Raw genomic sequence first — 25,773 nt, 5'->3', positions numbered from 1 at the left:
ATATTATGAAAAGAATGAGATTAATGATTCTGACTGCATTGGCGGTATTGTTGTCGTGTAGTAGTAAAGCAGGAGAGTTGCGTATGGCTTCTTCGGATACAAAAGTTATTGTAGCTTATGTGACTTCCTGGAGTAGTATCATGCCGGACCCGCAATATATGACGCATATTAACTATGCATTCGGGCATGTCAGTGAAACCTTCAATGGGGTTGGTATTGCAAATGAGAACCGTCTTCGTGAGATTGTTGCACTGAAGGCGCAGAAACCAGAACTGAAAATAATGCTTTCTATCGGTGGATGGGGAAGCGGCCGGTTCAGTGAAATGGCTGCCAATGATAAGTATCGCTTGGCTTTTGCAAAGGATTGCAAGCGTGTAGTGAAGGAGTTCGGTCTCGATGGCATTGATATTGACTGGGAATACCCTACCAGTGCAGCAGCCAATATTTCTGCTTCACCGGATGATACAAAGAACTTCACATTACTGATGAGGGATATACGGAAAGAGATAGGAAAGAAGAAGTTGCTGACTCTTGCTACGGTAGCTTCTGCAGAGTATATAGATTTTAAAGCGATTCTTCCCTATATTGATTTTGTCAATATCATGTCCTATGATATGGGGAATGCTCCCAAACATCATGCAGCTTTGTATCGTTCGGAGAACAGTGGCTGGATGACCGCTGATGCCGCCGTTGAGGCTCACCTCAAAGCCGGTGTGCCTGCTTCTAAGTTAGTGATGGGCATGCCTTTCTATGGCCGTGGTGGCGATGGATATCCTAACTTTCAGGATTTCAACAAGGTAGGCCATACCAAAGAGTATCGTGAATGCTGGGATGAGGTAGCCAAGGTTCCCTATTTGGCCAATAAAGCAGGAAAGCTTGTCTTCGGTTATGAAAATCCCCGTTCGTTGGCCATAAAATGCCAGTATATCCTGAAGCAGAAACTACTGGGCGGCATGTATTGGGACTATGACGGTGACAACGAGCAAGGCGATTTGCGTCGTACGGTCTACGAAGGATTGATAGAACAGAAACCTTTCTATGACAGAACTTACCGTGTACTGGTACTTACCGAAAGCCAAGGCCAGCATAAACCTTTCTCGGATGCGGCAGTGAAGTGGCTGGTGGATGAGAGCAAGGTACAGAATCTGCAGATACAGATATTGAACAACACCCGTCTCCTGGCTCAGAAGGAAGTGCTGGAGGGTACGGATTTAGTCATTCAGTTGGACTTCCCGCCTTATACCTGGCCGAAGGAAGCAGAGCAGAATTTCATCAACTACATTAACGAAGGTCGTGGTGGTTGGATTGGTTTCCATCATGCTACTTTGCTGGGAGACTTTGACGGTTATCCTCTGTGGCAATGGTTCTCCGATTTCATGGGCGGCATTCGTTTCCAGAACTATATCGCTCCGCTTGCCGATGGTACAGTGATTGTGGAAGACAAGGAACATCCGATAATGAAAGGCGTCGACGCTTCTTTTGTGGTTCAGGATGACGAGTGGTATACGTACGACAAGTCTCCCCGTCCCAATGTTCGCGTCTTGGCACATGTGGACGAGTCCACTTATACACCCGCTTCCGCTGTCAAGATGGGCGACCATCCGGTAGTGTGGGTGAACGAAGGCAAGGCTGCCCGGAATGTTTATTTCCAGATGGGGCATAGTCCGAAGCTCTTCCAGTCGGACGACTTCACGATGATGCTTAGCAATGCTATCCGCTGGACTTTGAAGAAATAAATTCTACCTGTAGTTTATGCATGTTTTTGCATATACTCATACATTCATACTCTATATCTCCCTGTTCATAGGCATTATAGCTGTGGTGAAAGCAATTAAAAAAGGGTGTAGGCAAAAATTGCCTACACCCTTTTTTAATGGGACATTCATTTGATTGTCTTACTGTTAATGCCGAATATCTACATAAACCTACCCTCTCAAAACCTGCTTATTTTCCCGCTTCTTCTCTTTATTTTGATACGAAATGTATCGAATTGCACCTGTTTTGCTTGTAGTACTCCTCTTCGCCTGCAGTCTCCGTAGACTATACTACTGTTTGTTGCTCCAAAGCCTTCAGGCGAAGAAACAGCAAAACACAAGTAAATGCCAAAAAGTCTGCCGAAGAACTTTAGCTCTCCGGCAGACTTGAAATGTTTACAGATATCAGGCTATAACTTCTTTGTATAGAGTTTAATCTGTCTTAATCTGAATCTTGGTGATTGTTATGTCACCGCCAATGATGAGAGCGGTTTCAGTACCATTCATTGTTGCCGCCATACCTTCCGAGATTTTGAATTCCAGGAAGTCCTCACCAGCGGCAAGAACGATGTTGTTACCGCTTTCACCGCCATCGCGGATGAAAGGAGCACCCCACCAACCATCGCACAGACAGAAAGTCTGAGGAGCATCATGGTGAGTGAATGTGAACTTAATAGTTTGGCCGGCTTCTGGCGTTATTGCCGAGAGGTCAAGCTCAGATGCTGGGAGATACCACCACCAGCCAGTAGTGTATTCGCCTTCCCAGATTGAAGCATATCCTTCACCTCCTTCGCTGCCACCTGCAACCTCGTCAGACAGCGTTACCTCTGGCAAAGTATATTTCTTGCCGCTGCAGTCTTCGAGGCTAACTTGGGCAGGTCCGGCTTTTATACCCATTGGCGAATAGATGTAGAGAGAACCGGTAGCTTTGCGCTTAAAGTTGCTTGCATCTACAACAATGTCCTTGCCGTCTTCACCGGGGAAATAAGCCTTGGTGATAAATTCGAGGTCGTTGCCGTACACCTCCACACATTCGTTGATTTTTATTTCCTTGTCAAGAGGAGCCACGCGCAAAGGCTCGGGCTTGCCGACAGTCAGCGTCATGACTGACTCTGCCGATTCGCCGTTGGCTTCTATTGTTACTGTTCCCCCCTCTGCAGAAACGCCGGCAGGAGTTATTACAGAGATATAACCGTTGCCTATTTTGGTAATGTTGTTCACAGAGACATTGCCAGGGAACACAACGGAAATGGTCTTCTCAAGACCCGTACCAGTGATGGTGACAACCTGTCCTTCCATAACTTTTGTAGGCAGGACAGCATTCACCATTAGCACATCGTTGGCATTCGCCACATCACCATCGCTGCACGAGGTCAGTGTCATGTTCGACAGCAAAGCGAATCCTAAGATCAGAAGATATATAATATGTTTTTTCATAAATCTTATTCGTTTGAAATTTCATTGAATCAGTTTTACCAATTGGGGTTCTGCTTCAGATTGCCGTTCTTCTGAATTTCAGACTGCGGAATCGGATACAGGTTGTACTTCTCGTCCCACTGGCGAGTCTTAGTAACTCGATTGAGAATCAAGTTGCCGTTTCCATTTAGTTTGAAGTCTGCCACATCAACATTCTTGAAGAACTCGGCCCCCTTCTTCCAGCGACGTACATCCCAGAAGCGCTGACCTTCGAAAGCAAGCTCTACCATACGCTCACGCATGTAGCGCTCTTCGAAACCATTGTTTCCTTGGAATTCAGGCATCATGATGTCAGGACGGTTACGAAGCACATTGATAGCCTCGTTGGCTGACATGCCAAAATCGCCCTGTTCGTCAGCATTGCCGTAGTAGTTGTACATAGCCTCTGCATAGTTGAGGTAAACCTCGGCCAGACGCATCACAATCCAGTTGTGGCGTGTTGTAGTCTGGTTGTTGGCTGTGGTGACACAGTTGCCGTCCACAAACTTCTTTAAGTAGTAGCCCGTGGGAGTTGCGCCGTACTTAGGAGCACCGTTGAAGCCGCTCTGATACGTCTCAATGGCAATCTGCTGAGTTGTGTTAGATGGCCAGAGATCGCCGTTCTTCACTACAGTGAGTTCGAAACGTGGGTCAAGACCATCGTATGGATTCTCAGTAGTCACATCAACATCTCCAGGATGTTTCTCCTTGAATGTCTTGCCATCGGCCTGATATTCGTATGCGTCCACCAGTGCCTGTGTAGGGCAGTTGCCGGAGTTTCCGTTCTCCACACCCACAGGATAATTGTACTGCTCGAAGGTGTTGCTTGCCTGGGTGCCAAGAACGAAGATAAATTCAGAATTGGTGAATGTATCGTGCCCCCATAGTTTGGCATACTCGCTGAGTTTGTAGCCCCAGCGCTGTGCATTATCGATGATGACCTTGCTGGCAGCAGCGGCCTCTTTCCAAAGCTCCTTGTTGTTCTCTGTATTAAACAAGGGTGAAGCCTGATAAAGAAGTACGCGTGCCTTCAGTGCAAGAGCAGCACCACGGGTGGCACGACCAATTTCCTGACCAGGAATGTCATTATACGACACGGGCAGATATTCAGCCACGGCATCCAATTCGTTGATGATGAACTTGAACACATCCTTGGCTGGAGTGCGTTCCACGCTGTTGGCCTGCTCATTGGTGAGGGTTGTGGTCACCAAAGGCACATCGCCGTAGGCACGTACCAACTCGAAGTAGAAATAGGTACGGAGGAAACGCAACTCGTAAGGGAATATCTCAAACTGCTGCACCATGGTCTGGTAGTCGGGATCATATTTATAATCTGACAAGTCTATCTTGTGGATGCGCTCAAGGTACATGTGTACCTGAGTGATGGCACGGTATGACCTATCCCATGTGGTGGAAAAAGGATTCGAAGGAGTCCAACCACCGTTGAAATACTTGTGGATGGGTGAGAAGGAAAGTGCAAACTCAGACTCGTCTGTAGCACTGGCTATCAGGGCGCCATTACCGTAGGAATCGTCCTTGAATTCGCTCGGCATTTGTGCGTAGACATCGTATACAAGAGCCTTGACACCATTGAGGGGGCTGTTGTAGGTCCAGTCCTCGTCACGATTCGAAGCTTCGTTGTAATCTAGGTCGGCACAGCCTACAAAGACTACTGCCGCCATACCTAAAAGAGCATATGTTATCTTGTTCATAAATGTATCTTTTATTAGAAAGTTAATGTGACACCTATGTTAACACCCTTGAACATGGGATATGCTGTCGAAAGTACCTCAGCATCCATAGCGTCGATGTTGTCGAAGGAAAGAAGGTTCTCACCCTGAATAAACACCTTGGCTGCGGTAAGAGAGAGTTTCGAGAGCACCGTTGCAGGCACTTTATAGTAAACCTCGATGTTGCGCATCTTCAAGAAGTGAACAGGCTTGTACCATACGTTGCTTTTCTGGCTGTTGTTGCTGTTGTTTAGAGTGGTCAGACGCGGGTAGAGGGCGTTGCTGCCAGCCACATCCCAGCAATTATTGTAGTAGTCCACTGAAAGGTTGCCGTTGTCGGCCATGCCACCCCATATTGCTGACGGAAGATACTTCATGTAGTTGCCAGTGCCCTGGAACCATGCGTTTAGACCGAAACCTTTATATTCTACACCGACATTGAAGGCGTAGTTGAGCTCAGGGATGTCAGTAGCACCATTGAGACTGGTAACATCGAACTCGTTGATTATCTGGTCACCGTTGAGGTCTTGGTATTTGATGTCACCAGGGCTTACGGTAGAGTATTCCTGACGGTAGCTGGAGTTGATGTCGGCCTGATCCTTGAAAAAGCCTGCCGACTTGAGTCCCCATGCCTCGTTTACACGGTGGCCTACAGGGTCGCTCAGCGGATAGGTCGGTATGCCGATATACTTGCTCACCTCATTGCGTGCCCACGACAAGTTGGCACCCAAGTTGAGATTGAGGTCGGAAGTGATTTTCTTCACATACTTGGCACTTACCTCAAAACCGTAACTCTTAACTTCGCCAACATCGTTGTATGACGACTGTATACCAGCCACCGATGAATTCTCGGAGCTTGCAGAGAGCATGATATGGCTGCGAAGCTGGTAGAAAGCATCAACTGAGATATCAAGAGCATTTGCCAGACGAAGGTCAGTACCAAGGTTGAAGCTCGTAGATGTCTCCTGCGAGAAATCGGTAGTTGGGAAGGAGCCAAGCGATGCGCCCCATTTAGCATCGTAGTTGTTGCCAATAATCACATAACCGTGCGAAACATCCCATGTGGGAAGCCACATGCCATAGGTAGGCATATAGTCGGTATGCTGGATACCAGCCGATGCACGCAGTTTACCGTAGTTGAGCAGATCATCGTTGTTGTCAGCGTAAATCCAGCCGAGCGACAGTGTGGGTGAGAATGCCCACTTAGAAGGATAGGTACGGCTGGCTCCGTTACCTGCAAGCACAAGGTCGGCAACGTAGCGGTTCTGAAAATCGTAGTGGAAGACTCCCATGATGTTCTGACGATAGAAGGTGTTTCCACGTCCATCAGTGCTAACACCACTATTGTCGTAAACAACGGTAGCATTGAAGTGGTCGTTGTCGAAGAACGAACGTTTGTAATTGATACCTACACTGGCCTTTGCTTTCCACCACTGACCGGCATTCCAGTTGTTGAAGGTGAGGTTGGTCTCTTTGTTACCGAATGTGTTCAGAGCTACGTTGTTCTTGTCGCCAATGGTGCCGGTGTAGCGCTCGTAGCCATACTGGTGTGCCTTGTGTGAATTTTCCGCGTAAATCGACGAATTGGCATAGCCGGCACTGACAAATACGTTCAGACCATTGAGCAAGAAATCGAGTTTTTGAGACAGCTTGGCATCTACCCATAGCTGACGTTGATGGGTCTTGTAGAAACCAGACTCCTGAATCTTGGCAATGGGGTTGGCATCACCGTATGCCTCGTTACCTCCCCAGATACCTGTTGAGGTCTTGTAGGGGAAAGCACTTGCCGGCAGGTTGTAGATAGCAGCTGTAGCATCATCAGCGCCGATGTCGGAGGGGCGCTTGGTCTCTTGGAACATACCGAAGAGGTTCACCGACATGAGAGTTGTGTTGGTGATGTTGAAGTCGAGGTTGGCACGGATATTGGCCTTCGACTGGCGCAACTGCGTATTGTAGTCTGGCTGCTTGGTGTCCTTGAAAGCACCGCGTACATCGGTATAATCAATATGGGTGTAGTATTTCACCTTGTTCGTACCTCCGTACACCGAAACGTATGCATGGTCTTCCTCGGCACTGTTCTTGAAAGTAAGGTCGCGCCAGTTCACGTTAGGGTAGAAGTACGGATCAGAACCGTCTTTGAAGAGGTTAAGCTCCTGCTCGGTGTATGCGGCAGAGAGTCCGTCGTTGTGACGAGCACGGTTGAAAGCATTGGCATATCCGTAACCATCTACCATGTCTGCGAATTCAGGGTCGAACTGGAACTTATGGCTGTAGTTCACCTTGACGTGTGTCTTGCCTTCAACGCCACGTTTTGTCTTCACAAGTATAGCACCATTGATACCCTCATGACCAAGAAGTGCCGTAGCAGCAGCATCCTTGAGGATAGTAACGCTCTCCACTTCCTCTACACTGAGGCGGTCGATGGGACGCTCGTAGCCATCGACGAGGATGAGAATGCTTTTATCGTTAAGTGTGTGATAGCCACGAATATTAAACGAGGCACCCTTATTTTCGTCGCCCGAGAAGCCGCCTTGCGATAGAGCCGTGAGGCCTGGTAGACGTCCATAGAGGGCTTGGGCAAGGTTCGTTGCCGAAGTCTGCTGCAATTCTTCACCTGTGATTGTGGTTGCGGAAGCAGTGCTGAGGAAATTGCTTATTTCCACGCCGTAACCCAAATCATAGGCATTTGCATTCTTATCGCTGAGTTTTACCTGCGCATTTGCCGTAAGAGAGACAACGGTAGTCGCAAGCATCAACATTCTATTTATATTCATATTTTATAAGTCTTATTGATTTTTAAAATCTGGATTACCAACCGGGGTTCTGGTTCAGACCATAGCCCTTGTTGATCTCATCACGTGAAATAGGCGCGAGATACCATTTGTCGGTCCACTTGCTCGTCTGGTTTTCAGTATTCCACCATACGCGGGTATTGTTGGTACAAGGTATCTTCTCATAGATACAGTTCGGCCAGGGTTCACCGGGTTCGAGACTCGTGTCGTCATTGTAGTCGGCAGGATTCATCTTGTTGCCGTTGGCATCCTTGCGCCATACACGCAACTGGTGTACCTGTTTCTTGAATATGTCGGATCTCTTGTAGCGGATGAGGTCATACCAGCGGGAGTCTTCATAACCGAATTCACAGGCACGTTCCTTAAGGAGTTGCTCAATGAAGTTGTCCTTGTTGCTGGTTAGGTTGAGCCCCGGGTTCATTACCTCTATCTTGCCAAGACCTACGCGTGCGCGCACCTTATTCATTTCATCGCAGGCTTTCGGCAGATTGCCTGTCTGTGCGAGTGCCTCAGCATAGCAAAGGTGAATGTCAGCCATACGCAGATAAGCAAAGTTGGTCGGATGGTATGCTGCATAGCCGTTATCGCGGAGATACTTGAACAGTTTCATACGGGTAGACCATGGATTGTCGGTAACAGCAGGATTGAAGGTCTGGTCTACATTGCCACCTTGCCACAGCTCGGTACTCGAAAGCCCCTGATATTGCTCGACAAGATTGTTGCGATTCACCACCATTGTCTCGTAGAGACGTGGATCGCGATTGACAAAGATGTCTACGTTGTTGGGGTTATCGGTATTGAACACATTGTCGTAAGGGAAGTTACGACCGTCTGCCATACCAAACATTTCCATATATTCGAGGGTGAAGAGAGCCATACCGAACTCATCCATACCTTCTACATTCCAGTCACCATTCCAAGCGTTTGTACCTAGACCGGCATGAACTTCAATCACCTTCTCGCTGTTGCCACGGAACCAGTAGGCGGTACGGAAAGCGTTGCAATAGTCTTGCTCACTGTTACCGGTGGGCTGTACAAGGGCGAAATAGTTGCCGTTGGCGCTATTGGCTTGGAAGAAATCCTCACAAGCCTTCAGCGCTTTCTGCCAAAGTTCGGGCTTGTAACCGCCAACCCATACCTGGTTGAGGTCCTGATTCTCCTCGTTGCGAGTGAATTCAAGATAAGGTTTGTCACTGTTAAACAGAGGTGAAGCCACGAAGTTCCACAGCCTTACACGCAGACCATAGGCTGAGCCTTTGGTCAGACGTCCAGAGTTGGTGGCCTGATCCTGCACAAAGAAAGGAAGACCCGGTTCGTTGATGGCGCCCTGAATAAGTCCGTCGATGAACTCTGCTGTCTCGATTACGCTCATGCGCTTGCCATCTACAACATCAGTAGCCATGAATGAGCGGTCAACTTTTGGAAGACCTCCGAAGTTGCGGAAAGCATCGAGATAGCGCGATGCCATGATGACATATACCTCACCACGGAGCTGGCTCTTCTCTGATTCGCTCAAGTCGGGAACTCGATCGATGTTCTCGATGAAAATCCAACCCTCACGGATGGTACGCCAGATGCCTGCACGACCATTGCCGTCACCGTTGGCGATGAAGGGGAACTTGACGAGACCGCCGTTATCCTGATCGGTCTCGGTAAGGTCACCACCGTAGTACTTTCCGAGATTGTGCCATCCGCAGTACGACTGGCAAATATCGGTAAGGGCATCGGGGTGGGAATACCATACTGCACCTGTATAGGTGAAAGGGTTGTGCATGGCACCGTACATGTGCCAGAGGAAACGTTTTGCATTCTCTCCCTTGACAAAGATGGAGTCTACGGTCACATCGACACCTGGCTGCTTGTCGAGGAAGCCATTTCCGATGTTGATATCATCGACACAAGAGCTCAGCGATCCCATCCCTATCATGGCACCGGCTACACATATAATAGTAGCAGTTTTTATTTTTTCTATAAGATTCATAGTCTTGAATGTTAGAAGTTTAAGTTGATACCGAAGTTGTAAACACGAGTCATAGGATAACGTGTGCTACCATAGCCTGCTTGTGCCTCTGGGTCATTGGCCTTGAAGCTTGTGAAAGTAAGGAGGTTATAACCATTGGCATAAACACGGATGTTGTTGATGGGCACACCGGGTATACGGAACGAATAACCAATCTCAAGGTTCTTCAGACGGATATACGATGCATCGACCATCCATGGGTCTGAAAGTGAACCGTTATGCTCGCGTGCCGATTTCTCAAGAGAGATACGTGGCAGGCTGGCACCGGAGTTATTCTCGGTCCAAGAATTGTCATAGACCCATTTGTTGAGCATTGACTGGTTACCAGTACCGAAGGCTGGAGTATAGAAAGAACTGAGCTGACGGTTAACGTGGGTGGCACCTACCCAAGTCATGGAGAAGTCGAGACCTTTCCAGTTGAGCGTTGCGTTTATGCTACCAGTATACTCAGGAATATCGCTGTAGCCGATAGCATGTACATCGTTAGCATCCACCTTACCATCACCTGTGAGGTCAACGAATACGCTGTCACCAGGACGCAATGTAATCTGCTGGTCTGGCATGTCAACACCGTAAACTTCCTTGTAGCGCTGTTCGGTTTCACCAGGAACATAGAACTCAAAGAAGTCGTAGCCGAAAGGCTGACCTACAGGATGACCGGTGTGGTACATGTGTGGGAATTCTTTCTTCACTTCTGCCATTTCCACAACCTTGTTGCGTGCGAAAGCGAATGTAGGAGCTATCGAGTAGTTTACTTTACCTATCTGGTCGGCCCAGCGTAGGGTAATTTCATAACCATGGTTCTTGACACGGCCGAAGTTGATGGAGTTGGGTTTGAGAGCGGAAATACCTGCGATGGTTGTTTCGTTGGAAATGAGGATGTTCTTGCGATCTTCCCAGAAGAAGTCGACACCGAGACTCAAGCGAGATCCAAAGAAGTGTACATCGGCACCATAGTTCTGCTTGGTGGCTGTTTCCCAAGTAACATCGGGGTTACCGTTGCTGGATTCGCGTGCGCCAGGCATGAACACACCGTTGTTGGTACCGAAGTTACCTGTACGGTCGTTGGTCCACCATGCACCACCTTTACCATTGTCGTTGGTGTAAAACTGCCATGTGCCAGGCAGATAGAGGAAACGCCCGACACCCTGGTCATTACCTACCTTACCGATAGAACCGCGAAGTTTGAAATAGGAAACAACATTACGGATAGGCTCCCAGAATTTTTCAGAAGAGATTATCCAGCCGAGAGAAGCAGAAGGGAAAAAGCCAAAGCGCTTACCTTTTGCGAAATTCTCTGAGCCGTTATAGCCCATGTTGAGGTCTACCATATACTTAGTCTGGTAGTCGTAGGTGATACGGCCTACCATACCTACATAACCACGGGGGATAGAATTGTAGACGCCACCAGGATAGTAGTTTTTAGATTCATTATAAAGAACGAGCGCACCGAAATTGTGGTCACCGAACTTGCGGGTATAGTTGAGGCTCGCCTCTGCATACCAGTTTCTACCGCCCCATTTGGACTCCTCATAGCCAAGAGGCCATGAGTCACCCTGACGGACATAAACAATCTTTGGAGAACCGTCTTCCTCGTATTCACCCTTAGCGATGGTGGCCTTGTAGCTGATACCACCGCCGGTAGTACGCGCTTTCTGCTGTGTATAGTCAGAGTTGTAAGAACCCTTGATACGGAAATCAAGCCCCTTGGTGATAAAGTCGAGCTTGAGCTTGTACTGAAGATCGAGGTTTACAACACTCTGACGCTGAGTAGTATAGCCCTGCTCGTAGATAAGGCCGAGACCATCGGAGCCAACTGCGCCAACGAGATTAGGATCGGAAATAATACGACGTCCCTCACTATCAAGCCCGTAGCCTGACATTGGTGTACCATTGTTGAGAAGGCCCTCAACACCAAAAACACCTGACTGACCGTTATACTCACCATTACCGATAGAGTTTCGTCTGCCAATGCGTCCACCGATGCCGATAGAAAGCGTACTCAGCTTAGAGAAATCTACATCGAGGTTGGCACGGAAGTTGTAACGGCGGTATTTGAAGTTTGCGTCATCACCTTGGTCGAAGGTTTTGAAAAGACCGTCCTGATTGAGCATGCCGACAGAAACGAAATAGCGGGCACGTTCAGTACCACCCGATACATTAATATTATATTGTTCCTGCCATGCATGGTCGTCCATCAAGTACTTGAACCAGTTGGTGCTTGGATAAACGGTGGGCATATCCATGTCCTTCCAGTGCTGTATAGCTTCCTTCGAGAACTTCCATCCGTCCTCGGCTACTCCTTCCACTTCCTGAGCATGATTGTAAGCCGTTGCATACTCGTAGGAGTTTGCCGGCTCAAGGAATTTAGAAATCTGCTGAAGACCTACTGAAGCTGTCAGTGTGATGGTGGGCTTGCCTATCTCGCCGCGACGAGTTGTAACGAGAATAACGCCGTTGGCACCACGTACACCAAAGACGGCCGTAGCGGAAGCATCCTTAAGAATAGAAATGTCCTGCACCTCGTTCGGGTCTATTTGGCTGAACTCACGCTCGACACCATCGACAAGCACAAGAGGTTCGGCGCTGTTGAACGAACCGACACCACGGATGCGGATGACAGGGTCATCGGCACCAGGAACACCGGTGTACTGCACCGACTGGAGACCTGGGAGTTTACCCGAAAGGGTGTTACCAAGCGATGCGGCTGGCGATTTGAGAAGTTCCTTACCACCCACGTTGGAGACAGAACCCGTCAGCGTCACCTTACGTTGCTGGCCATAGCCGATGACAACCACTTCATCGAGCATCTCATCATCCGATTCCAAAACAACATTAAGAGAAGTCGATGTTGCCTTTGCTTCTTTTGACTTGTAGCCGACATACGAAAACACCAAGGTTGAACCCTTGGGAACTCCCGACAAAACATAGTTGCCACTGCTATCTGTTATCGTGCCTTTCGACTTGTCTATAGTCTGCACGGTAGCCCCGATAAGTGGCTCGTTCTGCTCGTCAGTAACACAACCTTGCACTTTAAAAAGATTTTGTGCGAAGGACACTCCCGGTAGCAACAAAGCCAACAAAAGGAGATGTAATCTGCATAACTTTCCCATAGCATTAAAATTAAATAAAATCATTAAGTGTTAAAATCATTAGTGTTAGAATTTTCACAAATGTATGTAGATTTCTTTCCAATGGTGGGTGAAAAAATGACATTTGAGGTTTAAAAAAACGCTTATATTTGCATTTTAATGTCGCATAGGTTTAAAAGCTATCAAGGAAAGTACAAAATACATCATTCCCCCAAAAACATACCGCCTAACCTATATAATTCATAGTCACACCTCTTCTATTTCAAGGAGTTAGAACCGACTTGTAGGCTGATAACTCCCGATAACTCCTTCTAATTTCCGACTATGAATGATGCAGGCTAAACAAACTTTATAGGCAATAGAAGAGGATTTTACAAAAAAAAGAGACTATCTAACTTTTTAGTTGTTAGACAGCCTCATTTTTCACCTGAAAACATCATTCCTTTTAAAGCATCTACTGATATGTATATATAGTTGTCAGTTAGATTTGACAAAAAGTTTATTGGCTATGACAACAATGCGAGTGAGAGAGGAATCTTTGCTGTTCTGTTATCGTTTTCCTATGAATTCATCTATATATGCCCTGTAATCGTGGTGCGTCTTATAGGTACTTTTTCCTATGCCATTCAATATATAGTTGAAACCTTTGGCGCCTCCTCCCGAAAGGGTGTTGTTGCACATGTGATACATTCTTATACCGGTTTTATCGGGTACTTCTATTGAATTCTCAATCATTATTTCGTTATGTAGTACATCATAAATGCCGAAGGCAAAAGCTTCGTGAGTATTCACGTTATCAGCTACTTTATATGCGGCATATCCGGCGCGTGTGCCGTTTTCGCTCATATAGTATTCCTGTGAGGGAGCATCATAGGGCGTTTCGCATTGATAAAAGTAAGTTCGTCCATGTTCTCCTGTCCAGTAAGTCTGATATTCCTGGAAGTGCTCGTTGAATAAGCCGTAAATGGTGACATGGTCGCCGTTTACTACCAGACCGTTTCGGGTGGTATTGATTTCCCAGCCTACACTGCCACGAACACCATGATCTGCCCTCCATATCCAGAAATGGTCGCCAATCACGTCATTGCTGTTTAGTTCTACTGCACGGTCTACGTGTACCTTTGCCGGACGGAATCCGCCTATCCGGAAAAACAGGTCGGTGAGCAGAATAGGATTTTGTATATGTCTTTGAGCTGTTTTCTCCGTACCAACCTGAATCAGGGTATTGGAAGTGTAATGCGCATCAAACATCAGAGAGGCAATCGTTACCCCGTCTACATCTTCTACCAGAATTGCCGTATCGGAATTCTTTTCTCCCGGAATCAGAGTCGCCCATCCGATTCCCAATATAATGGTGTTGGGGCGGGTGACATGGAGTGGTTCTGAAAGCTCGTACATGCCGGGAGTTATAAGCAGATGTTTGCCCGCTGCGAGTTGTTTATTCATGTATTCGGCCGAGGTACCCGGTTTCACTACATAAAATTCATTCAGTAAATCCAGACTTTCACCTTCGCCCATGTCAGTGCGGCTGTAGGAGACTCCTTTGTGTTCGTGTTTCAGTGCCGGACGGAATACTTTGTATCTTCCGTCGTCGCCGATAAACAAGAATGGCTTTTCGCGTATGATTGGGGTGGTGGGGATAAAAGTTACATTACCTCCCTTGTCCCAATTGTTCTGATAGGTATTTGTATCTACTTCCGAACCCAGTTCAACGCCCTGGAAACAGTAGTTGTATTTGATTTCTTCGAACTCCCCACGTCCTTTATTCAGGAAGGAATTGCGGGTGTACCATTGTTGTTGGTTTTTAGAACCTGCGGCAGCTTCAAAATAGCAGTCTGCGGTGAATCCGCCGCTTACCCATCCGTTTTCCCACTGATTACGCACAACGCGCTGCGAGTAGATGCGGCGAATAGGTGCTGCCTGCGATACGGCCCATTTGAAAGTTTCCTCTTCGTCATAGGTTGCTGGTCCTATAACGGACAAGTTTTCTGTAGAACGCCAGAAGGTACATGTACCGTTTCCATTACTAAGATGGGGAGGGGTGTGTATATTGGAAACTTCCACATCAAACGGTGTTTTTCCTAATCCTGCCAGATGTACATAGAACGGAACTTTCAGTAATCCCGCTTCCTTATAATCACCGGCTTTGAATAAGAGGGCATAGCGGTTGGGACTGAACTCCTTGCCGAACATTTGTTCATGAATGGCATTAATCTCATTCCCTACGTCCACTTTACGGTCCGTATCACTATATATGTATACATAGTCGCCGAATACTTCGGTATCCATAGCCATTGAGGCCAGGAGTTTACCTTCCCTGTCTGTTATCTGATAATAATAATCATGGGGATTCCCTTTGACTTTTTTATCAGTAAATGTTGTTGAAGACGTGCTACCAATCGTCTGGTATTCGCTGAATTTTCCGGTAGATCGTTTTATGGTATATTTTCCGGCAGAAGTTTGCGATGCGATTTTTGTACTGAAGTCCAGGATGATGTTTCCGTTTTGAACTTCTATATCCTTCGCATTTGCTTGCATACCAGCAAGCAGAGTACAGCATGCAAGGAGTATAATTCCGGGGAGTTTGTTTCTTTTCATATTCTGTAATTGTTCGGATTATATTTTCAGTTTTATTTTAACCTTAGCCAGTAGTCCGGCAATTATAACAATGATGAGAGAGTATATTTTTGCAAAGACTCTCCCGGGTAAACAGATAAATGACAGCACATACGGCATAGGTCCAGCGGATCAGTCCTAAGATGTCCCACCAACCTTGTTGAAATGGAGAGCCATGTACATCTTTATATATAACGAGGAATGCTAATAGAATAATGCCAAGGACTTTCATCCCTCTGAACACATATTTCCCAGCACCTTCGGTATGAGGGTATACATTCCATATAAGGAAAAAGCCAATGACCATCAGTATGGAGAACCATTGATAAGATATACTGCCAGTATCGGGTATTTGCAGATTGTTATTTCTTGAACGGGTCTCCCTTCTTATCAGTGCTGACTACCCAACGGAAGGCGTTTACAAACAAAAGGTTTTGTGTGGCATCAATGAATTCTTCGTCGCCATGACCCATGTTCAGATAGATCATTCTGTACTTGGTGTTGGTCCATACAATGGGGAAATCACCGAAGTTAACCACGTCCTTTATGCCCAACGGATAGTTTTTAGGGGAAATGGAAAGAAGTACTTCTACGTTTTTGTTGGTTCTTGGACTGGGGTTCCATTGATACCACTCACTTGACGGAGCCACAAAAGAAGTGGGTAAATTTCTGGTGACGGGGTGTTCTTCATTGTCAACTTCAACCAGTACAGGTTGAGGGGGCCAGTTATTGCAATAGAAAACCCCGCCACCCAGAAAATCTACAAACCAAGGCCAATTTGTGTGCTTGTCGTTATAGGCGGCTACATGGAAGCCTACCCAGCCGCCTCCGTTTTCCATGTATTTTTCAAAAGCATCGCGTTCGGCTTTTGTATTGGGATAGCCATCGAGCATAACCACTACGCTATATTCTTTCAGCTGTTCGTAACTATATTGAGACAGATCCATGGTGATATCCAGTACAAAACCGTCACCGTAATTCAGTTTTTTGAAGAACTCTACCGCCTGCAAGGAGAATTGATAGTGTGCCTCTTCTGCATGTTGAGTATAGTAAACCAGTGCCTTGAAGCGGGGACCATTGGCATAATTAGCCGGATACCCTTGGGGAGCCTGAGCGTTTACCGCAAATGTACAGATAGCAAACAATAGAATAAGATAGAATCTAATACTTCTCATAGCATTCATAATTTATATAGTTAATAACTTTTTTATTCGTATTCAGCAATCAGTGATAGCCATTTTCCTGCCGATGTTACCCATACTTCTTTATAACATGCGTTGTTGGTCTGCGGCCAGTAAGGAATATCATCATTGCCCAATGTACGGATGCCGACAGGCATTTCGCCGGTCATCTCTCCGGAGGAGAAACTGTTCATCTGCGGATAGTTGTATCCTTCGCCATATATCAGGGATTGACCGAATGGATTCTTCCCGACTGTCCAGTAGAGCTGTTCCCGACCGATACCGAGCAATTCTTCATCTTTAAGGAAATTGCCGCAAATGGCAGCGGACTTTCCGGTAGAGAGGTGTATAGCTGTATTGCCGTTGAAAATGCTGAACCATACCGGGAAACGTTTCAGGTAATGCTCCTTGTCGAGCTTGACTCCCCGTTTCACTTGCTCTGTGTACAGATCTTGTGCATTGGATGGCGGAAAGAGGTGAAGGGCGTAAAAGCTCGTAGAATCTTTATACTCTTCTGCATGATATACTCCACTCGGGATCATTCCGTAAGGCTGGGTATATTTCATTAAACTTTTCAGATAATTGCCATAGAGTTGTATGGAATTTACCCATTTCTGATAATCAGGATGCTGTTGTTGTGTTTCGCAAAGCAACGTCATGGCCTGCATGTAAATCTGTTCACGCGATTGATGGATATAGTGCACAATGGATTTCCGTGATGGATTCCGATAGAAAAAACCACGGGTCTTATCTTTATCTTTTAAAGGTTCCATACGCTGGCAGTCGAGCACATACCGGATGGCTTCTGCAGCCGTTTCTGCATAACAAGACTTTCCCGTCAGCTTGTAGAGCATGCTGGCAGACCAAGATATAGTTGCCATATATTGGCTCTCGGAGGTATTGTAACTATGTTCATACATCTGCTTGAATGAGTCGAAACCATCTTTCCGGAATTTTTCTATGGCAAAAGAAAAGTCTTCTTCCGCTATTTTCCACAAATGTTCTTGCAGCATCGGGTCCCGGTCTATGGTCATTGCGGCATATGCTTCGTATCCTGCATACAGGAAGTTGTCGAATGCCATATTCTGAACACGTACAGAATGGATGTCATCCTTTGTATTCAGTATACCGTCCTGCCAGATGAGTAATCCCATACTGCTGGCACGATATCCGTCCCCATAGCGATTTTTCAGAATAAATTCAATTCCCCATTCCGCTTCTTCCAGCAAGCGGGCAGCCAATGGAGTATTTTGGGTTTTGAGCCGATTGTATGCTTCCAGCAGGGCAAAGGTCACGTCTCCGGTTTGTAACGTCTGTTGTGATAAGTCGCCTGCATCATGCCATCCCCCTGAATAAGAAATACTTTTTCCATCATGTTTGGAGAATAAATCCGTGTGGCAAGCCGCGTGTTTGCCGGGAACGGGATGCCCGCAGCGTTGGCAGAATAAGAAATTCAATACTCTCCAAAGGGAATTATCCCATAGCTTTTCGTTTATCCGGAATGTTGGAGTCAGGATTTTACCTACTTTCAGTTGGTAATCTCCCGGTTGATTGAAGGCAGTGAAGTCAATAACTCCGAATTCTCCGATGGTGGTTTGTTTTCGTTGCAATGCACCTTCATATGCCACCTCTTTAGTGGCAGAGTTTATCAGTAGGAATGCGGTCTGCTGATTACACCATAAACTATGAACGAGAGCGGTTTTCTGACTGTTGGTTGTATATCCTGTTGTAGAATAGATGATGGCATCTTCTGCCGGAGTCCATCCGCTTACTTTTCCGGGGGCTTTGATTTGCTGTAATTGGATATTGTCAATGTAATAAATGGCAGAATCACCTGTGGTCCGGTCTTTCCCTTTTAGAGCTGTGTCGAAACGAATAGACATTACTTTATCCCGTTGATATTCGTCTATATCAAGAAAACAGTGATTCCATGTTTTATTAACCAGATTGATGAGGTGGGAGCCACTGGGGTGATTGTATCCTTCCTTGGCTGTAGAATTATCGTTTGTGAAGGTCAGATTCATGTTGACTACACGTGCACCATCACAATCCGGATAGATGGAAAAAACGATTCTGTTATATTTCTCCCAATTTTGCCCATTGACATGATAGATGATACCGCTATTTCCATAAGTTGCATAGTCTGGGTCGGAAGGAGAACCGACTGTTCTTCTTCCTGTATCGGTTGGAAAAGTCAGACGAATACTACCTTTGCCGGATACGGATTTCTCATTAGAGAAAGCCATACTGCCTGCTCCGGAATGGGTCCATCCGTTTGTACTGTCTGTTTCTGTAAGCGGTTGACTGGATAACACCTCTTTTTTCAACGCATTTTCTTCGAAAGAACGGGAAGTGTCCAAAGGTAGCGGGGCATGAATGAATCCAGTTTCATAAATTTGCTTTTCCAGTAAGGCGTCTCCAGTCAGAACATTTTGACTGAATAGGGAAACATGACTTATGAGTAATAGGAATAATATGAATGATTTCTTTCTCATGATTTAGTTAACCTTTGGTTTCTGATGCAAGATTAGCGATTATTTGGCAAAAGGAGGTTTGATAATAGCCATAAAACCTTTAAAAGCCATCAAAATGCAAAGAAATGATAGAATATCTACTTTGGTTGATGATATTTAAACTCCTTTGGAAAGTAAAAAGACAAACTTTCCTTTGGGAATTGCGACCAGCACTTCTACGTATGTACTACCAGGCTTAGACTGACCTGATACCTACCTTCTCCTTGTCCTATAATTAGGAGTAGGTAAGGAGTAGGTAGGGAGTAGGTAAGGAGTAAGTAAGGAGTAGGTATTGTGAAAATCATGAATAGAAGTTCTCATTTGTAAAGACAAACAAACAATTAAAAAAAAAATGAAGCTGACAGGAAATGCTATTTGAAGTATAATAATGGGAAAAATCCTTGTTTGCTATTGGTTGTTTTTGTAATTTTAACGCCTAAACTTAATGAAATATTTTTTGCAATCATTTTAAGAAAGAGAGAACAATCATACTCTTATATATGTATAATATGAAAAAAGTAACTTTATTCGCAACCGGTATCATCATGATGTCATGTGCACAACAACAACAGAAGCTTACGTATCCTGAAACCGCGAAGGTGGATACTGTAGATGTTTATTTTGGAACGGAAGTTCCCGACCCGTATCGTTGGCTGGAGAATGACACTTCCGCTGCAACTGCTGCATGGGTGGAAGCTCAGAACAAAGTAACGAACGACTATTTGTCTAAGATACCTTTCCGCGATGCTTTGCTGAAGCGACTGACGGATGTGGCTAATTATGAAAAGATTGGTACACCATTCAAGAAACACGGCAAGTATTACTTCTATAAGAATGACGGTTTGCAGAACCAAAGCGTACTGTATGTACAAGATAGCTTGGATGGTGAACCACGTGTATTCCTCGATCCTAACAAACTCTCGGACGATGGTACAGTAGCCTTATCGGGTATTTCTTTCTCGAATAATGGAAAATATACAGCATATACCATATCACGCAGTGGATCGGATTGGCGTGAAATCTATGTGATGGATACGGAAACCGGTAAACTGCTGGATGATCATATCGAATGGGCGAAGTTTACGGGAGCTACCTGGCAAGGAGATGGCTTCTATTACAGTGCTTATGATGCTCCGGTGAAAGGGAAGGAATTTTCTAACGTAAATGAGAATCATAAAATTTATTATCATAAGATGGGTACGCCGCAGTCACAGGATCAACTGATCTATCAGAATCCTGCATACCCCAAGCGTTTCTATACTGCCAGTGTAAATGAGGATGAAACTGTCCTGTTTCTGTATGAGAGCGGTGACGGGCGCGGAAATGCTTTGTATATGAAAGACCTGCGTAAACCTAATGCTCCGTTTGTGACAATGGCTACGGATATGGATTATAGCTATGCTCCGATGGAAGTGATAGGAGATAAGATTTATATGTTTACAAACTACGATGCACCCAAGTACCGTCTGATGATAGCAGATATCAATAAGCCTGCCTTGAAAGACTGGACGGAACTGGTTCCGGAGAGTGAAAATGTACTTTCGGATGCAGGTGTGATAGGTGGAAAACTGTTCCTGACGTATGATAAAGATGCAGCCAACCATGCCTATGTATATGGACTGGACGGTAAGGAAATACTGGAAATAGAATTGCCTTCACTTGGCTCTGTAGGTTTCACTGGAGACAAGGATGATAAGGAATGTTTCTTCGGATTTACTTCATTTACCATACCCGGTGCTACTTATAAATATGATATGGATGCGAATACCTACGAGATTTTCCGTGCTCCGAAGGTTGACTTTAATTCTGACGAGTTTGTGACAGAACAAGTATTCTATCCCAGCAAAGACGGAACGAAGATACCGATGTTCCTGACTTATAAGAAGGATCTCAAGAAGGATGGCAAGAATCCCGTGTTCCTTTATGGTTACGGTGGTTTCAATATCAGCCTTAATCCGGGCTTCTCTACATCCCGTATTCCGTTCCTAGAAAATGGAGGTATCTATGCACAGGTTAACCTGCGTGGGGGTGGCGAGTATGGTGAAGACTGGCACATAGCAGGTACTAAGATGCAGAAGCAAAATGTATTTGATGATTTTATTTCGGCTGCTGAATATCTTATAGGTAATAAATATACTAATAAAGATAAAATTGCCATAGTAGGCGGTTCCAATGGTGGTTTGCTGGTAGGAGCCTGTATGACACAACGTCCTGATCTGTTCCGTGTAGCTATTCCGCAGGTAGGTGTAATGGATATGTTGCGTTATCATAAGTTCACTATCGGATGGAACTGGGCAAGCGATTACGGTACAAGCGAGGACAGCAAGGAAATGTTCGAGTACCTGAAAGGCTACTCTCCACTGCACAACCTGAAACCCGGTACCCAATATCCTGCAACGATGGTTATTACTGCCGATCATGATGACCGTGTAGTTCCTGCCCACTCATTTAAATTCGCTGCTACCCTGCAGGAATGTAATGACGGAACGAATCCTACGCTTATCCGTATTGAAAGCAAAGCCGGACATGGTGCAGGTAAGCCAATGAGTAAGGTGCTTGAAGAACAGGCTGACACCTACGCCTTTATCATGTATAATATGGGAATGAAGTTTGATAAGTAGTGATTAGTGATTAATCACTACTTATTTGACATTTTATCATTCTTTAATCAAAATAATGCTGAAAAGTATAGGTGAATCCAAAAGAATTCCTATATTTGCAGTGTTATTCGTTGACACTTTGTTCGAATAACCTTGAAATCACGAAAGGATAAACCTTTTAAAACGTAATATTATGAATATCGAACGAATTATGTCCTCTTTAGAGGCAAAGCATCCCGGCGAGTCTGAATATCTTCAAGCCGTAAAGGAAGTACTTCTTTCCATCGAAGATATCTATAACCAGCATCCAGAGTTCGAGAAAGCTAAAATCATAGAACGCTTGGTTGAACCCGACCGTATCTTTACGTTCCGTGTTACTTGGGTGGACGACAAAGGTGATGTACAAACCAACCTTGGCTATCGTGTGCAATTCAACAATGCCATTGGCCCGTACAAAGGCGGCATTCGTTTCCATGCTTCTGTAAATCTTTCTATCCTGAAATTCTTAGGATTTGAACAGACGTTTAAAAATGCACTGACTACTTTGCCTATGGGTGGTGGTAAAGGTGGTTCCGACTTCTCTCCACGCGGTAAGAGCGATGGTGAAATTATGAGATTCTGCCAGGCTTTCATGCTGGAATTGTGGCGTCATCTTGGTCCGGATATGGATGTACCAGCCGGTGATATCGGTGTCGGTGGTCGTGAAGTGGGCTATATGTTCGGTATGTATAAGAAGCTAACGCGTGAATTTACCGGTACATTTACCGGAAAAGGTTTGGAATTTGGCGGTTCTCTGATTCGTCCTGAAGCTACAGGTTTCGGCGGATTGTACTTCGTGAACCAGATGTTAGAGACTAAAGGCATTGATATAAAGGGTAAGACCGTTGCTGTTTCCGGTTTCGGAAATGTGGCTTGGGGTGCTGCTACCAAAGCAACCGAATTGGGCGCAAAAGTAGTTACTATCTCCGGACCGGACGGATATATTTATGATCCGAATGGTATCAGTGGCGAAAAGATAGATTATATGCTTGAACTCCGTTCATCGGGCAACGACATCGTGGCTCCGTATGCAGACGAATTCCCCGGTTCTACATTTGTTGCCGGCAAACGTCCTTGGGAAGTGAAAGCTGATATTGCACTGCCTTGTGCTACGCAAAATGAACTGAATGGTGATGATGCCCGTCAGTTGATTGAAAATAAAGTGATGTGTGTAGGAGAAATCTCAAATATGGGCTGTACGCCGGAAGCAATCGATTTGTTCATTGAACATAAGATTATGTATGCTCCGGGTAAAGCTGTCAATGCCGGTGGTGTTGCTACTTCCGGATTGGAAATGTCACAGAACGCCATGCATCTCAGTTGGAGTGCTGCCGAAGTGGACGAGAAACTGCACGCAATTATGCACGGCATTCATGCACAATGCGTAAAATATGGGACAGAACCTGACGGTTACATCAACTACGTGAAGGGAGCTAATATTGCAGGCTTCATGAAGGTGGCTCACGCTATGATGGGTCAGGGAATTATTTAAAGGAAAACTTTGTTTAGTTGTATTTGTATTTGTGGTTTGTGCTGCCCCTGCCTGTGAAGGCGTAGGGCAGTACTTTTTTTATAGTGATTGGTGGTGAGTGATTAGTGATTAATGCTGTGCAGGGTATGGGCGCTATGTATTAATCACTAATCACTCACCACTAATCACTGTTTTTTTCTTACCTTTGCATCTCGAAATTATAAATAACAAAGAGATGTTACAACCTGAATTGAAACTGAGACGCGATAAAATACGCGCCTTGATGGCTCAACAAGAGATTGATGCCGCTCTTATCACTTGCAATGTAAATTTAATCTATACGTATGGACGTGTTGTCAGCGGTTATCTCTATCTGCCTCTGAATGCTCCGGCACGTTTATTTATCAAGCGTCCTAATAATATTGAAGGGGAACATATTCATCCTATCCGTAAGCCGGAACAGTTACCTGAATTACTGAAGGAGTGCGGACTACCCCTGCCTGTGAAGTTAATGTTGGAGGGAGATGAACTGTCGTATACTGAATATACCCGTCTGGCAGCTTGCTTTCCGGAAGCGACGGTTGTGAATGGTACACCTATTATTCGTAAGGCACGCAGTATCAAGACGAATATTGAGATTGAGATGTTCCGTCGGTCGGGTGCTGCCCATACAAAAGCTTATGAGCAAATTCCTTCGGTGTATCAACCGGGAATGACAGACCGCCAGTTGTCTATTGAGATAGAACGTCTGATGCGCCTGGAAGGTTGTCTGGGGATTTTCCGGACTTTTGGTCAGAGTATGGAGATATTTATGGGAAGTCTGTTGGCTGGTGATAATGCTACTGCTCCTGCACCTTATGATTTTGCTTTAGGGGGTGAAGGACTTGATCCGTCTATACCTATTGGTGCGAATGGTGCAATGTTGCAACCCGGACAGAGTCTCATGGTGGATATGGGTGGAAACTTCAATGGATATATGGGTGATATGAGCCGTGTGTTCTCTATTGGTAAGTTGCCGGAGAGAGCTTATGCTGCCCATCAAACTTGCTTGGAAATACAGGAAGCTGTAACAGAAAAAGCAAAACCAGGGACTGTGTGCGAAGATCTTTATAATACAGCCATCGATATGGTTACTAAAGCCGGGTTTGCTGATTACTTTATGGGAGCCGGACAGAAAGCGAAGTTTATAGGTCATGGCATTGGTTTGGAAATCAATGAAGCTCCTGTACTTGCTCCACGTATGAAGCAGGAGTTGGAACCGGGCATGGTATTTGCGCTCGAACCGAAAATTGTATTACCAGGTATCGGTCCATTGGGTATCGAGAATTCCTGGGTAGTAACAGCGGACGGGGTAGAGAAATTGACGCTGTGCAAGGAAGAGATTATAGAAATGTAGGATAATTATGAATTATGAATTATGAATTATGATTGCGCAGCCCATTCATAATTCATAACTCGTAATTACTCTCATTCTCCTTCGTAATATTCACACAAGAAGTACCGCGCAATGAAATCCCAGTTATCATGCAATACTTCTTTTCCACCGGGGAAAGGGAGTTGCAGATCAGGGAACAATCCTTTAGCCATACCATATTTTACAAGATCGAAGGGACAAGCTCCCGGATAAGTGAATAATTTGAATCCTCTATCAGCAGCATTTGCTGCATTGTATGTTGGATTATGCGGATCGCAGAAACAATAGGAAACATTCGGGGCAATCAGCATACCTTTGGCGTTGGCATAGATTACGAAGTTTCTTTCATTTTTTAATTCGGGTAGCAGGCTTTCATTTTTATTTTCCCACTTCAGTTCTTCTATAAAGAATTTACATAGCTCGTCATATGCAGAGAAATACAATAGTGGTTCTCCTTTACTGTATGCCAGACAATTTTCTACATCTTTCTTGAGTTGCATTCCCGGTTTAATTTCGGGTAATGGCACTTGAGGCATTTCTAGTAAATCCAATCCCATCACCCAAATAGGAGAAGAAGGTTCGTCGCAAATAGGTGCTTCTTCGAATGAAGCATCCATTAGATCATATGCTTCCTGGCTGAGTGCCAATAAATCGGGGTTATGAGGGTTTTGGACGATAACTTCGTCTTCCTCAAAAATGGCATACCGGGAAAAGAGTGTCCATTGTACAAATGACAAGTCCTCTACGTTGATCTCATCAGGAGTATATGCATCCGTCAGCGTATAGAAGGGCAGATAAGATTTATACAGTCCATAGTATGCATCTGAAAACTCTTTCCACCCACCTGATTGGGCTATGCAGTCTTGGAAGTAGAGAGTTAATGAAATGGCAGCATCTACTCTTTCCGTTTCAGATTTTTTACAGTATAATGGAGATTGATCGATCAAAAGAAGTAGTTGACTGGCGAAGTGCAAATACCAGGTGTCGGTCGGAACTTGTTTACTGCGTTCGTTAGCTGCTAACCAACGCTTCATGTAAATTCTTGATTGTTTCATGTTGTTTTACTTTATATTGGACAAAGATAGGGCTTTCCCTC

13 protein-coding genes and 1 pseudogene are annotated in these 25,773 nt (G+C 45.4%); 4 read left to right on the top strand and 10 right to left on the bottom strand.

The features are described 5' to 3' along the window. Window positions 1-5 precede the first annotated feature (5 nt). Complete coding sequence (locus tag DWW10_RS07115) at window positions 6-1,736, top strand: glycosyl hydrolase family 18 protein (protein ID WP_118421262.1); 1,731 nt, start codon at window positions 6-8, stop codon at window positions 1,734-1,736. Between the two features lie 450 nt (window positions 1,737-2,186). On the opposite strand, the gene DWW10_RS07110 is transcribed toward DWW10_RS07115, so the two are convergent. The 9 genes and pseudogenes from DWW10_RS07110 to DWW10_RS07070 all read right to left on the bottom strand — a co-directional run bounded on the left by DWW10_RS07110 (window position 2,187) and on the right by DWW10_RS07070 (window position 19,135). Continuing rightward, entirely contained in the window at window positions 2,187-3,191 is a 1,005-nt protein-coding gene (locus DWW10_RS07110; protein WP_022392655.1) for an IPT/TIG domain-containing protein, read from the bottom strand. 35 nt (window positions 3,192-3,226) lie between these two features. After that, complete coding sequence (locus tag DWW10_RS07105) at window positions 3,227-4,921, bottom strand: RagB/SusD family nutrient uptake outer membrane protein (protein ID WP_022392656.1); 1,695 nt, start codon at window positions 4,919-4,921, stop codon at window positions 3,227-3,229. A 14-nt stretch (window positions 4,922-4,935) separates the two neighbouring features. Beyond that, the gene (locus DWW10_RS07100; RefSeq protein WP_022392657.1) at window positions 4,936-7,713 is read right to left on the bottom strand and encodes a SusC/RagA family TonB-linked outer membrane protein; all 2,778 of its coding nucleotides are present in this window, start codon (window positions 7,711-7,713) and stop codon (window positions 4,936-4,938) included. 34 nt (window positions 7,714-7,747) lie between these two features. Continuing rightward, window positions 7,748-9,712, bottom strand: a complete 1,965-nt coding sequence (locus DWW10_RS07095; protein ID WP_022392658.1) for a RagB/SusD family nutrient uptake outer membrane protein — start codon at window positions 9,710-9,712, stop codon at window positions 7,748-7,750. Between the two features lie 11 nt (window positions 9,713-9,723). Then, window positions 9,724-12,864 (bottom strand): SusC/RagA family TonB-linked outer membrane protein, encoded by a 3,141-nt coding sequence (locus DWW10_RS07090; RefSeq protein WP_259320438.1) that lies wholly within the window; start codon window positions 12,862-12,864, stop codon window positions 9,724-9,726. A 528-nt stretch (window positions 12,865-13,392) separates the two neighbouring features. Beyond that, on the bottom strand, window positions 13,393-15,441 hold the full coding sequence (locus tag DWW10_RS07085; RefSeq protein WP_022392660.1) for a hypothetical protein: 2,049 nt from the start codon (window positions 15,439-15,441) through the stop codon (window positions 13,393-13,395). 76 nt (window positions 15,442-15,517) lie between these two features. Further along, window positions 15,518-15,799, bottom strand: a pseudogene (locus DWW10_RS26380) (DUF5009 domain-containing protein); the annotation flags it as partial. Between the two features lie 22 nt (window positions 15,800-15,821). After that, window positions 15,822-16,634, bottom strand: a complete 813-nt coding sequence (locus DWW10_RS07075) for a ThuA domain-containing protein (RefSeq protein WP_022392661.1) — start codon at window positions 16,632-16,634, stop codon at window positions 15,822-15,824. A 32-nt stretch (window positions 16,635-16,666) separates the two neighbouring features. After that, complete coding sequence (locus tag DWW10_RS07070; RefSeq protein WP_118487015.1) at window positions 16,667-19,135, bottom strand: glycoside hydrolase family 9 protein; 2,469 nt, start codon at window positions 19,133-19,135, stop codon at window positions 16,667-16,669. 527 nt (window positions 19,136-19,662) lie between these two features. Between DWW10_RS07070 and DWW10_RS07065 the strand changes: the two genes are divergently transcribed. From DWW10_RS07065 to DWW10_RS07055, 3 genes are all read left to right on the top strand, one after another. After that, a complete protein-coding gene (locus tag DWW10_RS07065; protein WP_118221440.1) occupies window positions 19,663-21,774 on the top strand; it encodes a prolyl oligopeptidase family serine peptidase in 2,112 nt (703 codons plus the stop codon). 172 nt (window positions 21,775-21,946) lie between these two features. Continuing rightward, on the top strand, window positions 21,947-23,284 hold the full coding sequence (gene gdhA, locus DWW10_RS07060) for an NADP-specific glutamate dehydrogenase (protein WP_022392664.1): 1,338 nt from the start codon (window positions 21,947-21,949) through the stop codon (window positions 23,282-23,284). A gap of 214 nt (window positions 23,285-23,498) precedes the next feature. After that, complete coding sequence (locus tag DWW10_RS07055) at window positions 23,499-24,659, top strand: M24 family metallopeptidase (RefSeq protein WP_022392665.1); 1,161 nt, start codon at window positions 23,499-23,501, stop codon at window positions 24,657-24,659. Window positions 24,660-24,730: 71 nt separating this feature from the next. Here DWW10_RS07055 and DWW10_RS07050 read toward each other — a convergent pair whose 3' ends face one another. After that, window positions 24,731-25,732 (bottom strand): DUF3843 family protein, encoded by a 1,002-nt coding sequence (locus DWW10_RS07050; RefSeq protein WP_118421264.1) that lies wholly within the window; start codon window positions 25,730-25,732, stop codon window positions 24,731-24,733. Window positions 25,733-25,773 lie beyond the last annotated feature (41 nt).

Origin of the sequence: Bacteroides intestinalis (genome assembly GCF_003464595.1) — a bacterium.
Classification (GTDB): domain Bacteria; phylum Bacteroidota; class Bacteroidia; order Bacteroidales; family Bacteroidaceae; genus Bacteroides; species Bacteroides intestinalis_A.
The sequence above is the reverse complement of the archived record's forward strand: the minus strand, read 5'-3'. Positions and strand labels throughout refer to the sequence as shown.